Source organism: Chryseobacterium ginsenosidimutans, from assembly GCF_039536845.1.
GTDB lineage: Bacteria > Bacteroidota > Bacteroidia > Flavobacteriales > Weeksellaceae > Chryseobacterium > Chryseobacterium ginsenosidimutans_B.
The window spans coordinates 180,745-198,948 of the sequence record NZ_BAAAZJ010000011.1 but is presented as its reverse complement, the minus strand read 5'-3'; the positions used below and the strand labels follow the sequence as shown (position 1 = coordinate 198,948).

At 34.0% G+C, this 18,204-nt stretch carries 18 protein-coding genes; 10 read left to right on the top strand and 8 right to left on the bottom strand.

Features of this window, described 5'->3' with window-relative positions; translation table 11 throughout:
- Positions 1 to 90: 90 nt before the first annotated feature.
- From secA to ABD745_RS17205, 3 genes are all read right to left on the bottom strand, one after another.
- A complete protein-coding gene (secA, locus tag ABD745_RS17215; protein ID WP_344832942.1) occupies positions 91 to 3,165 on the bottom strand; it encodes a preprotein translocase subunit SecA in 3,075 nt (1,024 codons plus the stop codon).
- Between the two features lie 127 nt (positions 3,166 to 3,292).
- Positions 3,293 to 3,514: a DUF2795 domain-containing protein gene (locus ABD745_RS17210; RefSeq protein ID WP_047399050.1), complete on the bottom strand. Its 222-nt coding sequence runs from the start codon at positions 3,512 to 3,514 to the stop codon at positions 3,293 to 3,295.
- A 140-nt stretch (positions 3,515 to 3,654) separates the two neighbouring features.
- Positions 3,655 to 4,677, bottom strand: coding sequence for a GDP-mannose 4,6-dehydratase (locus ABD745_RS17205; protein WP_344832939.1), 1,023 nt, complete (start codon positions 4,675 to 4,677; stop codon positions 3,655 to 3,657).
- A 91-nt stretch (positions 4,678 to 4,768) separates the two neighbouring features.
- On the opposite strand from ABD745_RS17205, the gene ABD745_RS17200 reads away from it, so the two are divergent.
- Together ABD745_RS17200 and ABD745_RS17195 are read left to right on the top strand one after the other, a co-directional pair.
- Positions 4,769 to 5,566 (top strand): DUF2797 domain-containing protein, encoded by a 798-nt coding sequence (locus ABD745_RS17200; RefSeq protein WP_344832933.1) that lies wholly within the window; start codon positions 4,769 to 4,771, stop codon positions 5,564 to 5,566.
- A gap of 38 nt (positions 5,567 to 5,604) precedes the next feature.
- Positions 5,605 to 8,274, top strand: coding sequence for a hypothetical protein (locus ABD745_RS17195; protein WP_344832931.1), 2,670 nt, complete (start codon positions 5,605 to 5,607; stop codon positions 8,272 to 8,274).
- Positions 8,275 to 8,292: 18 nt separating this feature from the next.
- On the opposite strand, the gene ABD745_RS17190 is transcribed toward ABD745_RS17195, so the two are convergent.
- Complete coding sequence (locus ABD745_RS17190; RefSeq protein ID WP_344832926.1) at positions 8,293 to 8,634, bottom strand: hypothetical protein; 342 nt, start codon at positions 8,632 to 8,634, stop codon at positions 8,293 to 8,295.
- A gap of 173 nt (positions 8,635 to 8,807) precedes the next feature.
- On the opposite strand from ABD745_RS17190, the gene ABD745_RS17185 reads away from it, so the two are divergent.
- A complete protein-coding gene (locus ABD745_RS17185; protein ID WP_047399055.1) occupies positions 8,808 to 9,002 on the top strand; it encodes a hypothetical protein in 195 nt (64 codons plus the stop codon).
- 122 nt (positions 9,003 to 9,124) lie between these two features.
- Positions 9,125 to 10,171, top strand: a complete 1,047-nt coding sequence (locus tag ABD745_RS17180; RefSeq protein ID WP_344832918.1) for a PA0069 family radical SAM protein — start codon at positions 9,125 to 9,127, stop codon at positions 10,169 to 10,171.
- A 71-nt stretch (positions 10,172 to 10,242) separates the two neighbouring features.
- Here the strand turns inward: ABD745_RS17180 and ABD745_RS17175 are convergent, their stop codons facing one another.
- A complete protein-coding gene (locus ABD745_RS17175) occupies positions 10,243 to 10,407 on the bottom strand; it encodes a bacteriocin-like protein (RefSeq protein ID WP_344832913.1) in 165 nt (54 codons plus the stop codon).
- Positions 10,408 to 10,640: 233 nt separating this feature from the next.
- Between ABD745_RS17175 and ABD745_RS17170 the strand changes: the two genes are divergently transcribed.
- Positions 10,641 to 10,907: a bacteriocin-like protein gene (locus ABD745_RS17170; protein ID WP_344832910.1), complete on the top strand. Its 267-nt coding sequence runs from the start codon at positions 10,641 to 10,643 to the stop codon at positions 10,905 to 10,907.
- A gap of 62 nt (positions 10,908 to 10,969) precedes the next feature.
- On the opposite strand, the gene ABD745_RS17165 is transcribed toward ABD745_RS17170, so the two are convergent.
- A complete protein-coding gene (locus ABD745_RS17165; RefSeq protein WP_344832905.1) occupies positions 10,970 to 11,920 on the bottom strand; it encodes an isopenicillin N synthase family dioxygenase in 951 nt (316 codons plus the stop codon).
- 85 nt (positions 11,921 to 12,005) lie between these two features.
- Here ABD745_RS17165 and menD point away from each other — a divergent pair, with 85 nt between their 5' ends.
- Positions 12,006 to 13,682, top strand: a complete 1,677-nt coding sequence (menD, locus tag ABD745_RS17160; RefSeq protein ID WP_344832902.1) for a 2-succinyl-5-enolpyruvyl-6-hydroxy-3-cyclohexene-1-carboxylic-acid synthase — start codon at positions 12,006 to 12,008, stop codon at positions 13,680 to 13,682.
- On the opposite strand, the gene ABD745_RS17155 is transcribed toward menD, so the two are convergent.
- A complete protein-coding gene (locus tag ABD745_RS17155; RefSeq protein ID WP_344832900.1) occupies positions 13,679 to 14,305 on the bottom strand; it encodes an aminotransferase class IV in 627 nt (208 codons plus the stop codon). The genes menD and ABD745_RS17155 overlap by 4 nt on opposite strands.
- Positions 14,289 to 15,266 (bottom strand): aminodeoxychorismate synthase component I, encoded by a 978-nt coding sequence (locus ABD745_RS17150; protein ID WP_344832898.1) that lies wholly within the window; start codon positions 15,264 to 15,266, stop codon positions 14,289 to 14,291. Before ABD745_RS17150 ends, ABD745_RS17155 begins: the two co-directional genes overlap by 17 nt.
- 47 nt (positions 15,267 to 15,313) lie before the next feature.
- Between ABD745_RS17150 and ABD745_RS17145 the strand changes: the two genes are divergently transcribed.
- From ABD745_RS17145 to ABD745_RS17130, 4 genes are all read left to right on the top strand, one after another.
- Entirely contained in the window at positions 15,314 to 16,036 is a 723-nt protein-coding gene (locus ABD745_RS17145; protein WP_344832895.1) for a hypothetical protein, read from the top strand.
- A 75-nt stretch (positions 16,037 to 16,111) separates the two neighbouring features.
- Positions 16,112 to 16,849 (top strand): beta-carotene 15,15'-monooxygenase, encoded by a 738-nt coding sequence (locus tag ABD745_RS17140; RefSeq protein WP_344832893.1) that lies wholly within the window; start codon positions 16,112 to 16,114, stop codon positions 16,847 to 16,849.
- A 2-nt stretch (positions 16,850 to 16,851) separates the two neighbouring features.
- Complete coding sequence (locus ABD745_RS17135; RefSeq protein WP_344832891.1) at positions 16,852 to 17,937, top strand: AI-2E family transporter; 1,086 nt, start codon at positions 16,852 to 16,854, stop codon at positions 17,935 to 17,937.
- Positions 17,938 to 17,950: 13 nt separating this feature from the next.
- Positions 17,951 to 18,204: DUF3820 family protein (locus tag ABD745_RS17130; RefSeq protein ID WP_344834043.1), on the top strand; the 254-nt coding region annotated here is incomplete at its 3' end.

Here is an 18,204-nt window from a genome sequence, read left to right as displayed (position 1 = left end):
ATTTATCATATAATTGTTATACAATAAATAACAAAACCCCGCAACAATCTGTATTGATGCGGGGTTTATATTATGAGATAATTATTTTTCTTATGCAGGAATTTCTCCTTTGTACAAGAATGAAATAATTTCTTTGTTTAATTTGTCGATCATTTCACTGAATAAGTGGAAAGATTCTTGTTTGTAAATTACAAGTGGATCTTTTTGCTCATAAACAGCTCCTTGTGAAGATCTTCTTAGATCATCCATCTCACGAAGGTGAAGCTTCCAGTTCTCATCGATAATTGATAAAGTGATATTCTTTTCAAAATCATTGATTAAACTTTCACACTGAGTATCGTAAGCTTCCTTAAGATCTGCAACAATAGTCATTGTTTTGTGTCCGTCTGTGAAAGGAACCTGAATCATTTTAAACATCGAACCTTGATTTTGATATACATTCTCAATAATCGGGAATGATTTTTCTTTCAGTAAGTTCAGTTTCATCTGATAATCCTCCTGAGCTGCTTTGAATAAGATATTCGTTAGTTCCGGAACTTGTTTATTGCTAAAATCGCTTTCGGAAACAGGGGAACCCATTGTGAAATGTTTGATGATCTCAAATTCAAAATCTTTATAACTTCCGTTAGCTTTTCCTTTCGTAACGATAGAATTAGCCACATCAAAAATCATATTTGTAATATCATATTTCAAGTGGTCTCCGAATAGAGCGTTCTTTCTTCTCTTATAGATTACGTCACGTTGTTTATTCATTACGTCATCGTACTCAAGAAGTCTTTTTCTTGTTCCGAAGTTGTTTTCTTCTACCTTTTTCTGTGCTCTTTCGATAGACTTACTGATCATAGAATGCTGAATAACTTCACCTTCTTTATGACCCATTCTGTCCATCATTTTAGCAATTCTTTCAGAACCGAATAGACGCATCAGGTTGTCTTCCAGAGAAACATAGAACTGAGAACTTCCCGGATCTCCCTGACGTCCCGCTCTACCTCTCAACTGTCTGTCAACACGTCTTGAATCATGTCTTTCTGTACCGATAATAGCTAAACCTCCCGCTTCTTTTACTTCTTTTGTAAGCTTAATGTCCGTACCACGACCCGCCATGTTTGTTGCAATTGTTACAACTCCCGGCTGCCCTGCTCCGGCAACGATTTCTGCTTCTTTTTTGTGAAGTTTGGCGTTCAATACCTGATGCTGGATTTTTCTTAACTGTAATGCTTTTGAAAGCAACTGAGAAATTTCAACAGAAGTTGTACCTACCAGAACAGGTCTTTTTGCTGCTGTTAATTTTTCGATTTCTTCAATTACTGCGTTATATTTTTCTCTGTTAGTTTTGAAAACTAAATCTTGTTTGTCGTTTCTTAAAATCGGGCGGTTGGTAGGAATTACAACAACGTCTAGTTTGTAGATCTCCCAAAGCTCACCTGCTTCAGTTTCTGCAGTACCCGTCATCCCCGCAAGTTTGTTGTACATACGGAAATAGTTCTGAAGTGTTACGGTTGCAAATGTCTGAGTTGCTGCCTCAATTTTTACGTTTTCCTTAGCTTCAATCGCTTGGTGAAGACCGTCTGAATAACGTCTTCCTTCCATGATACGACCTGTCTGCTCGTCAACAATTTTTACTTCCCCGTCAATGACTACATATTCATCATCTTTTTCGAATAATGTATATGCTTTCAACAATTGACTCATGGTGTGAACTCTTTCAGATTTTTCAACAAATTCTGCGAAAAGTCTTTCTTTAGCTTCGAATTCTTCTTCTTTAGATAAGTTTTTCGCCTCAACTTCAGCGATTTCTGTTCCGATATCAGGAAGAACGAAGAAATTGTTGTCAGAATTTCCTTGAGACATGTATTCAACACCTTTGTCTGTCAAATCAACCTGATTGTTCTTTTCTTCAATAACGAAATAAAGATCTTTATCTACAATCGGCATATCACGGTTATTATCCTGCATGTATTGAGCTTCAACTTTCTGAAGCAATGCACGGTTTCCGCTTTCCGATAAGAATTTAATTAATTGTCTGTTTTTAGGAAGACCTCTGTAAGCCTGAAGCAACTTGAATCCTCCTTCTTTTGTATTTCCTGCAGCGATTAATTTTTTGGCTTCATTAAAAATTGCAGAAACAGTTTTCTTTTGAACTTCAACAATTCTGTCGATAGAAGGTTTTAGAACATCAAATTCCTGTCTGTCTCCTTGAGGAACTGGGCCGGAAATAATTAATGGTGTTCTTGCATCATCTACCAAAACAGAGTCTACCTCATCGACAATAGCAAAGTTTAATTCTCTTTGTACCAGTTCTGAAGGCGAAGTCACCATGTTATCTCTCAAATAATCGAACCCGAATTCGTTATTGGTTCCGTAAGTAATATCTGAATTGTATGCTTTTCTTCTTCCGTCCGAGTTAGGCTGGTGATTATCGATACAGTCGATAGACATTCCGTGGAATTGATACAATGGTCCCATCCACGCCGAGTCTCTTTTTGCAAGATAGTCATTTACTGTTACAACGTGAACCCCTCTTCCCGGAAGTGCATTTAAGAAAATTGGAAGCGTACCTACCAAAGTTTTACCTTCACCGGTTGCCATTTCGGCAATTTTACCGCTGTGAAGAATAACCCCTCCGATAAACTGAACATCATAATGTACCATATCCCAGTTAACAGGTGTTCCGGCAGCATCCCATGAGTTTTTCCAAACAGCCTGATCTCCCTGAATTTCTACGAAATCTTTACCGGCAGCAGCCAATTGTCTGTCCCAGTCTGATGCTTTAATACGGATTTCTCCGTTCTCTGCCCATCTTCTTGCTGTTTCTTTTACCAATGCAAAAACTTCAGGAAGAATTTGAAGAAGAACTTTTTCTTCAATTTCGTATGATTCTTTTTTTAGAGTCTCAATCTTTGAAAAAAGAGCTTCTTTTTCGTCAACATTTGTCGAACTTTTTATTTGCTCTTGTATCTGTTCTATTTGAGCTGTGATCTTGCTGGTCGCAGATTTAATATTTTCTTTAAACTCAGCAGTTTTTTCTCTTAAACCATCATCAGACAATTGCTGAATCGTTGGTTCAACAGCTTTGATTTTTGTTACAACTTTTTTTACTTCTTTTAGGTCCTGCGCTTTTTTGTCTCCCAAAAACCCTTTTAGAACTTTGTTTAAAAAACTCATAAATTTTTTGCTTTATGCCTAAAGTGATATACTTTAAGCGTTTTTAATAACACTTAACGTGTAAAAATTGATATTTAAAAAAGGGGCAAAAAAGCTCTAAGCAAGGCCTAAAGCTTAATGCTTTTAATTAATATTCGTCTTCGTTCCAAAGATAATCTTCGTCCGTAGGATAATCACTCCAGATCTCGTCTATTGCATCATAGATCTCTCCTTCATCTTCGATTGCCTGAAGATTTTCTACTACTTCCATAGGTGCACCAGTTCTGATTGCATAGTCGATAAGTTCAGACTTAGTCATTGGCCAAGGTGCGTCGCTTAAATATGAAGCTAATTCTAATGTCCAGTACATAATTTTCTAATTTTTTGCAAAAGTATAAAAATAGCTTATATTATAAGCTTTTTTACACCTGATTTTCAATTCTTTTTATTAAATTTTGTTCATTATACGTCACAGACCGCATTACAGCTTGTGTCGTTAATTGCTTGATGTCATTTTCTCAAAAACCATTCCACAAATTTTTTTATGCCATTTTGGAAGTTTGTGTCAGGTTTGTAGCCAATTAATGTCTTGGCTTTTGTAATATCTGCATTGGTTTTCTGTACATCTCCCGGCTGCATTGGCAGATTTTTTCGGATGGCAGATTTTCCTAAGGTTTTCTCTATCGTGGAAACCATTTCATTTAAATCGATAACCTGGCTTTCTCCAAGATTAATAATTTCATAAATGTCAGAATTGTTTTCCAGGTAATTTATAGATTTTGTAATTCCATCAATAATATCATCCACATAAGTGTAATCTCTGGCTGTTGTTCCGTCTCCGTAAAAAGGGATTTCCTGATCTTCGGAAATTAATTTTGTGAATTTATGAATGGCAAGATCCGGTCTCTGTCTTGGTCCGTAAACCGTAAAAAACCTCAATTGGATCATATCAATATTATATAATTGATGGTAAACATGTCCTAAAATTTCGCCGCACTTTTTCGTTGCAGCATAAGGTGAAATAGGATTGTCGACGTTATCGGTTTCCGCAAAAGGAATTTTTTCGTTGTTTCCGTAAACGCTTGAAGACGATGCACAAACGAACTTTTTAATATTGAAATCGTTACATAATTCCCAAAGGTTCATCGTTCCTCGGATGTTGACTTCTTCGTATTCCAAAGGTCTTTCTATGGAAGGACGAACTCCGGCAAGCGCAGCAAGATGAATAATTAAATCAAGATGATGATTTTTAAATATTTCTTCAAGTCCTTTTTTGTCTCTTATGTCTTGGTAATAAAGTGTGTAGTTTTCTGATTTTGAAATAGAAACTAAATTTTTAATATCATTCTCTTTGTTGTCAAACTCAAAAGCAGAATTTTTATCAATTGACTCTAAAGTGTTTTTAATCTTTATCTGATAATTGTAGAAATCATCAAAATTGTCAACGTTTATGACAGAATGTCCTTTTTTCAATAATTGCTCGACTAAGTGGGAACCAATAAAACCGCTTCCTCCGGTTACAAGATAATTCATCCGTATTTTTTTCTTACCACAAAAATATAAATTTACTTTGTGAAAAATATAATTGTTAAATTTACTTAAAAAAGTAACATAAAATTAATATATGCAGTTTCAAGGGCAAATTTTAAAGATGACGAGCTTCAATGATGAGCCGATTCAATATTATCTTAATCTTTCAGGGGATCTTATTCATATGAATGAGTTGTTCGGAAAAGAATTAACAATTAAACATACAGGTTTCCAATGTGTAAATTGTCAACTAAACAAACCTATTTACAGAATGGGTTTCTGCAAAAGCTGTTTCTTTGAAAGTCCTTATGCAAGTGATACAATCATCCGTCCGGAGCTTTCAACGGCTCATCTTGGTATTGCCGAACGTGATTTGGAAGTGGAACAACAAATCCAATTGCAGCCACACACCGTATATTTAGCTTATACAGGTGATGTGAAGGTGGGAGTGACGAGAAATAACCAAATTCCTACAAGATGGATTGATCAGGGCGCGACTTTTGCTCTACCGATTGCAAGAACGGAAAACCGGTATGAAGCGGGAATGATAGAAGTTGCTTTAAAAGAACATCTTCCGGATAAAACGAACTGGAGAAAAATGCTTCAGGATGATTTTGAAGGTGAAATTGATTTGGCAGATTTTCAGCAAAAAATTAAAGAATATTTTCCTGAAGATTTTCAGAAATTCTACAGTGAAGGTGAAAATCTTTGGAAATTTGATTATCCTTTTGGTAAACCTGAGAAGGTAACGTCTTTTACGTTAGATAAAAAACCTGAATTCACAGGGAAATTAACAGGAATTAAAGGACAGTATCTTGGTTTTGACGGCGGAAATTTTATTAATGTAAGAGGACATGAAGGATATGTAATAGAGTTGAGTGTAAAAAATTAGCAATATTTTTTTAAATGAATTAAACCAAATCATAAAATATGAAAAAATGGGTTAAAAAGTTAATGATTGGTCTTGGAGTTTTGTTGTTGGTCATTTTACTGGCAAACTTCGGACTTAATATTTGGCTTAAAACCCAACTTCCAAAATACATCAAAAACAATACGGATTATAAGGTTTCCTACAAATTATTGGAAGTAGATTTGATGTCAGGGAATATTCTTGCGACAGGAATCACCGTGAACAGTAAAAATCCGCAAAATATTAATGTGATTGGTTTACAAGGAACAATTGATACATTAAAAATTACCCGTTTCGGGATTTATGATGCGATTTTTAATAAGCAAATCAGCTCTTCTGATCTTTTGCTCTCAAAACCGAATTTAAATATCACTCTTGCTAAGCCTGTCGATACAAAAACAGGTAAAAAGAAAAATCCTGTCCGATTTGAAAACATCAGAATTCATGAAGGGAACATTAGTGTTTTCAGATATACAAAACAAAAATTTCTTTCGGTTCAGGATCTTAATTTGTATGTGGAAAATCTTCAGATGACGGAAGAATCTGTAGAAGATAAATTACCGGTTGTTTTTGATAAGTATGATATCAGAGGAAAGAATTTTTTTGTTCGTCCGGATAATGTTTATGCTTTGAAAATCAGTTCAATAAAAACAACAAACGGACAGATGTCTATTGATGATTTTCAGCTCATTCCTTTATTAAGTTTTGAACAGTTTAAAAAATATTATCCTAAAAAAACAAAGCTTTTTCGATTCAATATCCAGAAAATGGAATTTACTGACGTTATTTTGAAAAAGAATAAAGTTTCTCTTGCTAATGCTAGGTTTTACAACCCTAATCTCCTGATTTATACAACAAACGCAGTTCCTGTAAAAGTAAAAAAGCCTGTCAATTTTGAGCTTAATCTGGAAGATGTAAAATTGAATAATGCAACTGTTCAGGTCATGAAACCCGACGGAAATAAGCTTTTATATGCAAAAAATCTCAATTTAGATGTAAATAAGCTAAGATTTGATAAGGAAACACGAGAAGAATTAATTCCTGTAGGATATAAAGATTTCCAGTTTTCAGGAAATGATATTTTATACTCTAATCATCAGAATTTTAATGTTGGAAGCCTGACCTTAAATCCTAAAAAGGGGGAAATAAAAAATATTTCAATTGTCCCGAATGGTTCTTCGAATGGGAAAGCCTCAATGAATCTTGTTGCCAATTATATTGGTATCACTATTAACAAATGGGAACTTATTGATAAAAAACTCAATCTTGATGTAAAAGATGTTCTTGTAAATAATATTAATGGAACAATTAAGGCAGGTGAAATTAAAAATAATAAAAAAGCGAATATTGACGGAATCCAATTTCCAATAATTGTAAGAAAAGTGACGTTGAAAAACTCCAATATTACTTATGATAAAGGAAATCAACCACTTATTTTTAATGATCTTAATGCAACAATCAATGATATTCAGCTTACTTCAAAACCAAATAATGAAGGACTGGCTATGAATGTTAAAGATTATTTTGTTACCACTAAAAATTTTGCCTATAAAACGAAGTTCTATTATATAACTGTCGGATTTTTGAAGCTTAATAAAAATAATGTACAGATCAATAATTTCGCGATGAAACCTCTCATTTCGAGAGCTCAGTTTATCAAAATGATTCCGGTTGAAAGGGATTTGTATGATATTAATGCCAATCAGATTACAGCAGACGGAACGTGGGATCTATTCTCAGATAACAAATCTATCAATGCTTCGAATGTGACCATTCAATCTGCAGATGCCAATATTTTCAGAAGTAAAATCCCGGCAGATGATCCGAAAGAAAAACCTTTGTATTCCAGAATGCTACGATCCATTAAAATTCCTATGATCGTTAATAATCTTAATCTTAAAAATTCAAAATTAGTATACGAAGAAGATACGCCGGAAAGTGCAGGTCCCGGAAAACTGACATTCAGTAATTTTAATATGAATGTTAAAAATTTAAACTCTGCAAAGTTTAAAGGAAAACCGACAAAAGTTGATATCAAAATAAATTGCTCTTTCATGAATTTGGCGCCGCTTTCCGTCAACTGGAATTTTGATGTTGCGGATCAACGCGATATATTTTATATTTCCGGGAAGGCGGTTAATCTTCCTGCGCAGGGAATCAATCCTTTTATCCGTCCGTATTTGCATGTAACTGCGACAGGAACAATTCAGGAAATGCTTTTCAATTTTAAAGGAAATCCGAAAGGTCTGGGTGGAAGTTTTAATCTTAGACATAAAGATTTAAAGGTTGCCATTTTAGACAAAAACAATCAGGAAAAGAAGGGTTTTTTAACGGCTGTGGCGAATTTACTTGTAAAATCAGATTCTGGTAAACTTCCTGAAGATGTGAGTGTTGAAGACGTGGAAAGAGACCCTACAAAGTCGTTTTTTAATCTATTCTGGAAAGGAATTGAACAAGGTTTAAAGAAAACTTTAATCGGAATTAATATCGACAAAGCAAAGAAAACAGTCGACAATGCAAAAACTACGGTAAAAGAGGTCAAGAAAGATGTGAAAGGAATGAAGCAGTCTGTAAAAGAAATTAAACAGGAGATTAAGAAGAATTCGAATGGAAAACCTAAAGAAGAAAAAAAGGAAAAGGGCTTTCTGAAAGGAATTTTCAATAAAAAAGAAAAGTCCGGAACTGAATAATTCCGGACTTTTTATATTTTAATAGTTGTAATCTTCTGTTTCGTCAACCGGAATATCTCTTAAGAACTTGTCAAATTCCTGTCCGGGATAATTGCTGTCTGCTCCGTAAGAATCGATAATCATTCCCATATTTCCGGAAGTATCTTTTACCAGATAAAGAACGGCGCTGTCATCCGGATTACTGTCACCCTCGAAACGATAAGTTTTCATTATAGTTAAGTCAGAAGGCTGATAATTTTTATCTGAATTTTCGAATTTCATCTCACAATTTTCATTCATTCTGAACTCTCTGTGAACTCCTCTTTCTTTTAATCTTTCCATGACCTGACTCAGGGTTGTCATGTTTTCTGAATTTTCCATAATAATATTTTTCTTCTAAAATACAATAATTAAACCATTGATATTTAAATTATGGTATTTTAATTGATTATATATTTCGCAAAAATCAAATTGAATGTTAACAAAATTTATAATACCAAAATTTTGGTTGGGTACACTTTTTGCAATACCAAAATAAATAAATCAGACAAAATATGAAAAAAGAAGTCGGCGTTTTACTGGCGGGAGGAGTTGGACTTTTGGCGGTATTAAGTATCATAGGAATTAAAAAAATATTACACAGAAAAGATAAAAAATATAGTGATACCTATTCGGATTATCACAGACATTTTGATGGAAAAAACCATGACGATGAATATCATGGCGTGGAATTTTATGCACTGAAGTAGTTAAAAAATATATTCAATTATGTTTAAATCCAGCACTGTCACGGTGTTGGATTTTTTTGTGGAAAACTTTAGTGTTAAAACTCATTATTTTTGAAAAATTCTGATCTAATTTTACACTTGAAATGCAGAACGAAAATATCATAAAAGGTCAGGGAGCTCAGCGAAATGTAATTAACCGTTTCGACCGATATACCTATGAACCTGAAGATGAAGATTTCGAAAATGTAAAGACCTCTTTCTTAGAAGTGTTTCCGAAAACGATTGTAAATCAGGTGAAAAGCGAAGATTTACCAATGGAATATTCTATGAATCCTTATCAAGGCTGCGAACACGGATGTTCTTATTGTTTCGCAAGACCGACTCATGAATACTGGGGATACAGTGCCGGAATTGATTTCGAAAGAAAGATTATGGTGAAGAAAAATGCCCCAGAATTATTAGAGAAATTTTTCCAGAAAAGAGGGTACAAACCTGCTTCGATTCTGCTGTCCGGAAACACCGACTGTTATCAGCCTGCGGAACGGAGATTCGAGATCACAAGAAAAATATTGCAGGTTTGTCTTGAATACAGACATCCTGTCAATGTTCTGACAAAAAATGCTTTGGTTTTGAGGGATCTGGATATTTTGAAACCGATGGCTGAACAGAATCTGGTTTCTGTTTCATTAAGTATTCCGACAATTAATGAAGAATTACGAAGAAAAATGGAACCGAGAACAAGCTCTGCAAAAAATAAATTAAAAGCCGTAGAAATCCTTTCTGAAAATAAAATTCCTGTAAATGTGATGGTTGCACCGATAATTCCAGGATTGAACAGTGATGAGCCTCTAACAATTCTAAAAGCAATTTCAGAAGCCGGAGCGCAAAGTTTTGGATACACTATGGTAAGATTAAATGATACGGTTGAACCCGTTTTTGTAAAATGGATTGAAGATGCTTTTCCGGATCGTGCTCAAAAAGTTTTGAATTTAATTCGTTCCATGCGTGGAGGAAAATTAGGTGAAAAAAGATATTTTGACCGACAGAAAGGAGAAGGAAATATTGCCGAAATGATTCACAATACTTTTAAAATCGGAAGAAAGAAGTTTTTTGATGGTAAAGAGTTTCCGAAACTTTCGACCAAAAACTTTACAGGATCTAAAGATCAGCAATTGAGATTGTTTGATTAACAAAAAGAATATTAAATTAATAAATAAGAAAACCGCTCTAAAAGGAACGGTTTTCTTATAACTTGTAGATCTTACATTGTATTGTCATCCGGACATTTGAAATCTTTGCTGCAAGTTGCGCAGACTACTACATCTCCACAAACGTACATACAAAATTCAGGTTCAGGTAATTTTATTCCTCCTGCTCCTGTAATACTTTTTAATTGACCTTTGCTTAGTTTTTTTAAATTTTTCATATTGTTTTAGTTAAAAATTTGATACTAACGTAAAGATAATCAAAAAACTAATAACTCAATCAACTGTGGAATATTTTTGAAATTATTTTTCAGTAATTATAAAAATACAATTATAAATTTCATATATTGGTGAATAAAATTAAATAAGATGTTGATTATTAATGTTTAAAATAGATATTAAAAAAGCGGTATCCGAAAAGCTGAGAGAGTAGGAAACATCAAAACCAAAAACTATGAAAAACTTTAGAAAACTTTCAAGAGAAGAAAAAAAGAAAATTTCTGCGGGTGATTCTCCGTCTTCATGTTTTGAAGGTGGTGGTCCGGGAACCGGAGGTTGCGCAGTGGGGCAGATTTGTTCTGGCGGAACCTGTATTCGTTATGTACCCCCGGGAACAGGCGGCGGAACTCCCGGAGGAGGCAATACCTATATTTGTATTTGTCCATGGGGAACCGTTATTCAGTCTACACCCTGTCCGGAATTTACTTGTATAACTGGATAAGTTTAAAATAACAAACCTTATAGGTCTTGAAGCCTATAAGGTTTAGTTAATAATTTATTTAATTATTTTTTGATTAATCCTAATTCAATCAGTCTTTCATGTAAAAATTCTCCTGCTGTTGTGTCTTCATACAATTTTGGATTGTTTTCGTCGACACAGTTTTCAAGAGCATTTAATGACATTGAACTTACCGGATGCATAAAGAAAGGAATTGAATATCTTGAAGTTCCCCACAATTCTCTCGGCGGATTTACCACTCTGTGAATCGTAGATTTCAACTTGTTGTTGGTATGTCTCGAAAGCATATCTCCAACGTTAATCATCAATTCGTCCGGTTCTGCAATCGCATCGATCCACTCTCCTTTGTGGTTCTGAACCTGAAGACCTTTTCCTTGAGAACCCATTAAAAGAGTAATCAGATTAATGTCTCCGTGTGCTGCAGCTCTCACCGCATCGTCCGGTTCTTGCGTTATTGGCGGATAGTGAATCGGTCTTAAAATAGAATTTCCTTCTGCGATTTTGTCGTCAAAATAAAATTCATCCAAACCAAGATAAATCGCCAAAGCTCTTAAAACATACTGTCCTGTTTTTTCAAGCATTTGATAGGCTTCTTTGCCTACCTCGTTGAACTTTGGAAGTTCTTCAACGATAACGTTGTCAGGATACTCGCTTTTGTATTTTGAATCATCAGACACATATTGTCCGAAGTGCCAAAATTCTTTCAAGTCTCCTTTTTTGAAGCCTTTTGCAGTCTCTTTACCGAATCCTACATAGCCTCTCTGTCCACCAATTCCCGGAATTTCGTACTTCTGTTTCGTTTCCGTTGGTAATTCAAAAAAGTTTTTTACCTCTCCATACAATTCACTCACTAGCTTGTCATCCAAAAAGTGCCCTTTTAAGGCCACAAATCCGATTTCTTCATAAGCTTTTCCGATTTCATTTACAAATTTCTGTTTGCGTTCCGGGTCACCCGAAAGGAAATCACGCAGGTCTACACTAGGTATTTTATCCATTTTTAGAAATTTACGAATTGCTAAATTACAGATTTTTGAATTAAAAATTATTTCATGTTACGCATTTATAAATTAAATTTGTATTATGAAAAAATATTCTTCCAAAAGAAGTATTCAGATACTTGCACATCTTCTTCAGCAATACGGAATTTCAGATATTATTATTTCTCCCGGATCAAGAAATGCTCCTTTGGCGATTCATTTTTCGGAAATCGACAGCTTCAACTGTTTCAGTATTGTGGATGAAAGAAGTGCCGCTTTTGTAGGAATGGGAATGGCAATGAGTGAGAAAAAACCTGTTGCAATTACCTGTACAAGTGGTTCCGCATCAGTTAATTACTATCCTGCAATCACAGAAGCCTTTTATTCCAATATTCCTCTTTTGGTGTTAACAGCCGACAGGCCAACAGATTATGTGGATATTTTTGACGGACAAACCATCAGACAGAATAATCTTTTTCATCAGCATTCTTATGGTGATTTTGAGCTTTTAGAGGACAGTAAAGAACATGCTGAAGACATTAATTTTGATATTATTAAAAAGGCAATCGAACTTTGTATTGAAAAGCAAGGTCCGGTTCATATCAATATTCCTTTGGAAGAACCTTTGTATGATTTGATTTCTGAGCTGCCGACTTTTCCGACGGTTGAAAAAACTCTTAAACATAAAGAATACGAAATTCCGTCAAATCTGGTTGCAGACTGGAATGTCTCCCAAAGAATCATGATTCTTGTCGGGACGAAAGATTACAGCCCGGAATTGGAAAATCAATTAACGCAATTGGTTAAAAATCATTCTGTTGTAGTTTTGAGTGAAGCAAACTCAAATTTGTATCACGAAAAATTCTTCAGACATATTGATCGATATGTTTTCAACTTTACAGAAGAAGATTATAAGACTTATGCCCCTGATTTACTGATTACTGTGGGGCAGAATGTTGTTTCTAAAAAAGTAAAACAGTATTTAAGAAAAGCGCGACCAAAACAACATTGGCATTTGGATCCCGTTTGGCAGCCCGACACTTATTTTGCATTAACGGAAAAAATCGAGATCAAACCGGAAATTTTCTTTTCTAAATTATTGAAGTTCATTAATCTGGAGCCAAAACCCTATTTCAATCTTTGGGATGTTTTAAGGGATAAAAAAGATGCGAAACATGAAAAATTTTTAAATACTGTTGAATTCTCTGATTTTTATTTCTTCAATAAAACTTCGCAGACCATTCCTGAAAACTATAATATTCACTTTAGTAACAGCTCGGCGATCAGATATGCGCAGCTTTTTGATTATGGCAAAAGAAAAATCTACTGCAACAGGGGAACAAGCGGAATTGATGGCTCAACTTCCACAGCGATGGGATTTGCGATTAAAAATGCCAATCCGACTTTGTTGATTACAGGAGATTTAAGCTTTTTCTATGATATTAATGGTCTTTGGAATCAATATATTCCACCGTTTGTAAGAATTATGATCTTTAATAATGGTGAAGGAAATATTTTCAAAATTATTCCGGGACCGGGAAATGCCAATCCAAATACGCTGGACGAATTTATCGCAACAAAGCATCATAAAACAGCAGAACATTTAGCAAAACACTTCGGATTTTCTTACACCAAAGTTGATGAAGAAGTCACATTAGACAGAGTTCTGGAAAATTTCTTCAAACCGGATGTACAGCCTAAAATATTGGAAATCAATACGCACGGACAAAGTAATGCAGAAGTGCAGAAAGCTTATTTTAACTTTTTGAAAGAAAACTAAAGGTCTAAGTATTCTTCGTTACCCGGCAAATTTATAATTCTGTCAAGAGGATAAATGAAATTTTCATCAAAATCATTCAAAGCGTTAATCAGTTGAAAATGAGTAAACTGCTTAATGTTTTGTAAGGTGATTTCTGTTTCTTTAATTTTCTTATGCTTTAAAAGACTTTGTCTTTGTACACCATTCAAGAGATAAGATGAAGGTGTAAACCAATCTTTGCCTTTCAAAAAAAGTAGATTTGTAAATGAAGTATCGGTAATATGATTGTTTTTAACGATAATGATTTCCTCTGCTTTGGATTTCATTTTCATTTTTTCCAGCTCTTTCCGGTCTTCAAATTTAAAAGAATAATCATAGCTGTTGTTTTCAACCAATTGAAAATCGTCTATTTCTGGAATTGCGTAAGGAATCATTTGTGTACGGACTTTTTTATCCAGATCGTAAACAATTCTTAATTTGTAAAGACCGTCTTCATCATGTTCCAGATGTTTGTAAATTTTAGCAATATCTATAGAACCTTCTTTCCCGAAATGGGCAAAAGTCTGATCCACACGCTTTTGATGAAATTCCAATAAAAAAATTTCCTGATCTTCTATCTTAATACTTTCAATGAATTGGGACATAGATTTTGTTTTTCATTTCCTGATATTCGTCTTCTAACTTACTCATGTGAGTGATTCCGCCGCCGCTTTTGAAATAAAGTTCATCGCCTTCTTTTTCAATAAAACGGATCATAACACAGCTGTCAACATTTTCACCATCGAACCAACCGCAAACTCCTGTATAATAACCTCTTTTATAGCCTTCTGCATTTAGGATTATTTCCAGTGTTTTTGGCTTTGGAGCGCCTAAAATAGAACCTGCAGGAAGTAATTTTTTCATAATACTTCCCAGTTTTCCATCAAATTCAGGTTTTAAATTTCCTGAAATTTCTGAACTCATGGCATACAAATCTTTTTGCTTTGTTTTGATGAAATCGATGTATTGAAATTTGTCAACTTTCACATTGTCTGCCACCATGCTGAGATCATTTCGGAGCAAATCTACTACTGTATAATGTTCGGCTTTTTCCTTTTTATCGTTCTTAAGGATTTCTGCCGCATTATCCAAAGATGCATCAATAGTGCCTTTCATCGGATAAGTGAGTATTTTTCCGTTAATAATCTTTACAAAAGTTTCAGGAGAAAAAAGTACGAAAAAATCTTTATAAAAAACTTTATATTTTGCACTTGAATGATAAAAAATTTCTTCAAGCGTTAAATTCGTTTCAATTTTGGTCTTTCTTGTATAATTTACCAGATAAGAATTTCCAAAGCGAATATTTTTCTGAACTTCATCAAAACCTGTTTTAAAATTTTCCAACGTCTCCGGAAAAGATTTCCATTCGATTTTTTTATGTAATTCGTCTTGCGTTTTTGTGTTTTTATAATGTTGAAAATCAATTAATAAGCCTGATTCTTCAATTTCATTTTCTTTGAAGATTTCCACATTTTCTGTAAGGAAGTCGATGATGAAAAAATAGGGAACCTTCTGGAGTGAAAGTTCGTCCATTTCCATAAATTTTTGATGATTCACTGAAAACATTCTGCAAAAGTACTTATTGATGATTACTTTTGCACAAAATTTTTTTGATGCAGAACAAATATCCTCAGAAACCGGGACTAGATTTTATATTAAAGCAGGCATTTTTCTATTGGAATAAAACGCTGGTTTTTCAACTGATCTTTTCGATTATGTATTTTGGAATTCTTATGACAGTTTTCTTTTTCTGTGACTCGAAATATGGAATAATGGATCAGTATATAGAAACGTCAAAATATGCAAAAGACGGACTTCAGGTGTATACAGCAGAGATTCAGAAAATGCTTGCAACAGATTCATTACAGAATTTCTCTTTATGGATGATGGGGACAACGATATTCTTATATCCTCTTAATCTTGGATTTTATCAGATTTACAGAAAAATTGATCTTGGCGAAAAGCTTGAGCTGGGTGATTTATTGGTCGGTTATAACGGCTTGAATTTTTTTAAATATATTGGATATTATATTTTCTGGTATTTTATTTTTGCGTACACCATTCAGACGATTATTCTTGGAGTTCTTTGGGTTTGTATTACCATTTTCGTTGCTCCGATGATGTTTTTTATGAATAAAACAATCTTCGAATCAATTTCTTTAAATCTTAAAGCTTTGAGAATGTATTTTCTCGAAATATTTGTCTGTGTGATCGTTGCAATTTTATTTAAGTATATTGGCTTCGCATTATTCTTTATTGGCGGATTGTTTACTTTCCCATTTTGGAATGCAATGATTTATTCACTTTATAAAACTGTTTTTTCAGAGAAAAATTAAATTTTAACTGGGTTTGATGTTTTTTCTGTCGAAATAAAAGTTAAATTTGGTAGAAACAACATAAAAAAATACACCATGTCAGAATTTAACGAATTTGATCAGCAGGGTTCTGTTCCGGAAAGAGATACGGGATCCATTATTTCTCATGCTTTCGAGATGTATAAAGGGATTTTCCTTTATGCGGTTGTCGCAATGATTATATATTTAATTGGAGATTTTGTAATACAGTCAATTACGGGTTTTAATTCCTGGAGCGGATTTTCTGATTTCAAGGATTTAGATGGGGATTATTCGCAGTACGAATATTGGCGAAAACCAGGATTTTCTCTGTATTATTCTTTTTCAAGTATTTTGGGAATTTTACTTTCTCCTATTTATGTTGGCTTAATTTATATTGCTAATAAGTTTAATACCAAGATTCCGATAGAGTTTTCTGATTTGTTTATCGGATATCGTCAAAATTTCGGGAATATTCTTTTATATAGCTTAATTACAACGATTATTTTTGGAATTGCTGCGGCAATGTGCGGGATTCCTTTCTTTTTTGTTTATCCTCTTTTTCTTTTGGGTTATCCTGTACTGTTGTTTGAAAATTCCAATGCAATGGATGCAATCAGCAAGACTTTTACTATTGCAAAAGAAAATTACGGTACGTTTTTAGGTGCAGGTTTATTAGGCGGACTTATCAGTATAAGTGGGCTTGTTCTTTGTTGTATAGGAATTATAGTTACCTTTCCATTTATCATGATAGTAATGTATTCTACTTACTGTGCCTATTTAGGAAAACCAAGACAAATAATGTTTAATAAATAAGAATGAATAAAGATCAACAAATAAGCAGTGTTAAAATAAAACAGGTTGCATTACTTGTCATTATTTTGGTGTTGGCGGGTTTAATCTGTTTTAATCTTGCACTTTTTATTCCTTCCGTTTTGGGAGCAATTACAATCTATGTAGTTTGCCGGAAGTATAATTTTTACCTGCAGGAAGAAAAGAAATGGAAACCTTGGGCTTCATCATTGGTTTTGATGCTTGCGAGTCTGATTGTTCTTATTCTTCCGATTTATTTTATAGGAGATCTTTTAATTGAAAAATTAGGAAATGCACAGGCTTACATGGATAAGTTCAATGTATTTCTTGAAAAAATTCATACTTATATTTATTCAAAAATAGGGTTTGATATCTTAAGTAAAGAAAATATGGATAAGCTGAAGAGCAATGTCGGACAGTTTTCGACCAAAGCTCTCAGCGGAACATTCAATACACTTACGGTTGTAATGTCAATGTATTTTATTCTTTATTTTATGCTAGAAAGACCTCGTTTTTTTGAAAGAATTTTGTCGTCTTCTGCGCCTTTAAAAAGAGCTAATGTCTCTTTGATCGGAGAAAAGATGAGAAAACTGATCATGGCAAATGCTATCGGAATTCCCGTTGTAGCTCTTGGTCAGGGGATTGTTGCTTTAGTAGGATATTTTATCTTTGGAGCGCCAAGTGCTGTTTTGCTTTTTGCCTTAACGGCGGCGGCTTCAATGGTTCCTGTTGTAGGAGCTGCGATCGTTTATATTCCGGTCTGTGTGTATATGATTGCGGAAGGAAACACGGGAACAGGATTGGGATTAGCGGCTTACTGTTTAATTGTTGTAGGTTTAACGGATAATATCCTACGTTTTACTCTTCTGAAAAAACTGGAAGATATTCATCCTTTGAATACAGTATTTGGAATTATTATGGGAATGAATTTATTTGGCTTTATGGGGCTGATTTTCGGACCTATTTTGATTTCTCTTACCCTTTTGCTTATTCAGGTGTATAGAAACGAATTTTCAGATGATGATACTCCCGATCTGCAATTGCCGGGTAAAGGTGATGATTTAGAACAAAAAATTGATTTAATAGTATAAAATGGAAGACGGAATAAACCCGGAAATATTAAAAGAAATTTGTGTCATGAAAATGCCTTTCGGAAAATACGAAGGTACAATTCTGGCAGACTTACCGATAAGTTATCTTGAATGGTTTTACCGTAAAGGCATGCCTAAAGGAAAGCTGGGAATGCAGTTATCGACAATTTATGAAATAAAATTAAACGGGTTAACGGATTTGCTGGTTCCTATTCGTGGAGGGACGGTGAATTATGAAAGACCTAAAACAAAGATTTACAAATTTTA

Coding starts and splice junctions, on each gene's coding strand:
- secA (WP_344832942.1), bottom strand. CDS start 3,165: ATGAGTTTTTTAAACAAAGTTCTAAAAGGGTTTTTGGGAGACAAAAAA.
- ABD745_RS17210 (WP_047399050.1), bottom strand. CDS start 3,514: ATGTACTGGACATTAGAATTAGCTTCATATTTAAGCGACGCACCTTGG.
- ABD745_RS17205 (WP_344832939.1), bottom strand. CDS start 4,677: ATGAATTATCTTGTAACCGGAGGAAGCGGTTTTATTGGTTCCCACTTA.
- ABD745_RS17200 (WP_344832933.1), top strand. CDS start 4,769: ATGCAGTTTCAAGGGCAAATTTTAAAGATGACGAGCTTCAATGATGAG.
- ABD745_RS17195 (WP_344832931.1), top strand. CDS start 5,605: ATGAAAAAATGGGTTAAAAAGTTAATGATTGGTCTTGGAGTTTTGTTG.
- ABD745_RS17190 (WP_344832926.1), bottom strand. CDS start 8,634: ATGGAAAATTCAGAAAACATGACAACCCTGAGTCAGGTCATGGAAAGA.
- ABD745_RS17185 (WP_047399055.1), top strand. CDS start 8,808: ATGAAAAAAGAAGTCGGCGTTTTACTGGCGGGAGGAGTTGGACTTTTG.
- ABD745_RS17180 (WP_344832918.1), top strand. CDS start 9,125: ATGCAGAACGAAAATATCATAAAAGGTCAGGGAGCTCAGCGAAATGTA.
- ABD745_RS17175 (WP_344832913.1), bottom strand. CDS start 10,407: ATGAAAAATTTAAAAAAACTAAGCAAAGGTCAATTAAAAAGTATTACA.
- ABD745_RS17170 (WP_344832910.1), top strand. CDS start 10,641: ATGAAAAACTTTAGAAAACTTTCAAGAGAAGAAAAAAAGAAAATTTCT.
- ABD745_RS17165 (WP_344832905.1), bottom strand. CDS start 11,920: ATGGATAAAATACCTAGTGTAGACCTGCGTGATTTCCTTTCGGGTGAC.
- menD (WP_344832902.1), top strand. CDS start 12,006: ATGAAAAAATATTCTTCCAAAAGAAGTATTCAGATACTTGCACATCTT.
- ABD745_RS17155 (WP_344832900.1), bottom strand. CDS start 14,305: ATGTCCCAATTCATTGAAAGTATTAAGATAGAAGATCAGGAAATTTTT.
- ABD745_RS17150 (WP_344832898.1), bottom strand. CDS start 15,266: ATGTTTTCAGTGAATCATCAAAAATTTATGGAAATGGACGAACTTTCA.
- ABD745_RS17145 (WP_344832895.1), top strand. CDS start 15,314: ATGCAGAACAAATATCCTCAGAAACCGGGACTAGATTTTATATTAAAG.
- ABD745_RS17140 (WP_344832893.1), top strand. CDS start 16,112: ATGTCAGAATTTAACGAATTTGATCAGCAGGGTTCTGTTCCGGAAAGA.
- ABD745_RS17135 (WP_344832891.1), top strand. CDS start 16,852: ATGAATAAAGATCAACAAATAAGCAGTGTTAAAATAAAACAGGTTGCA.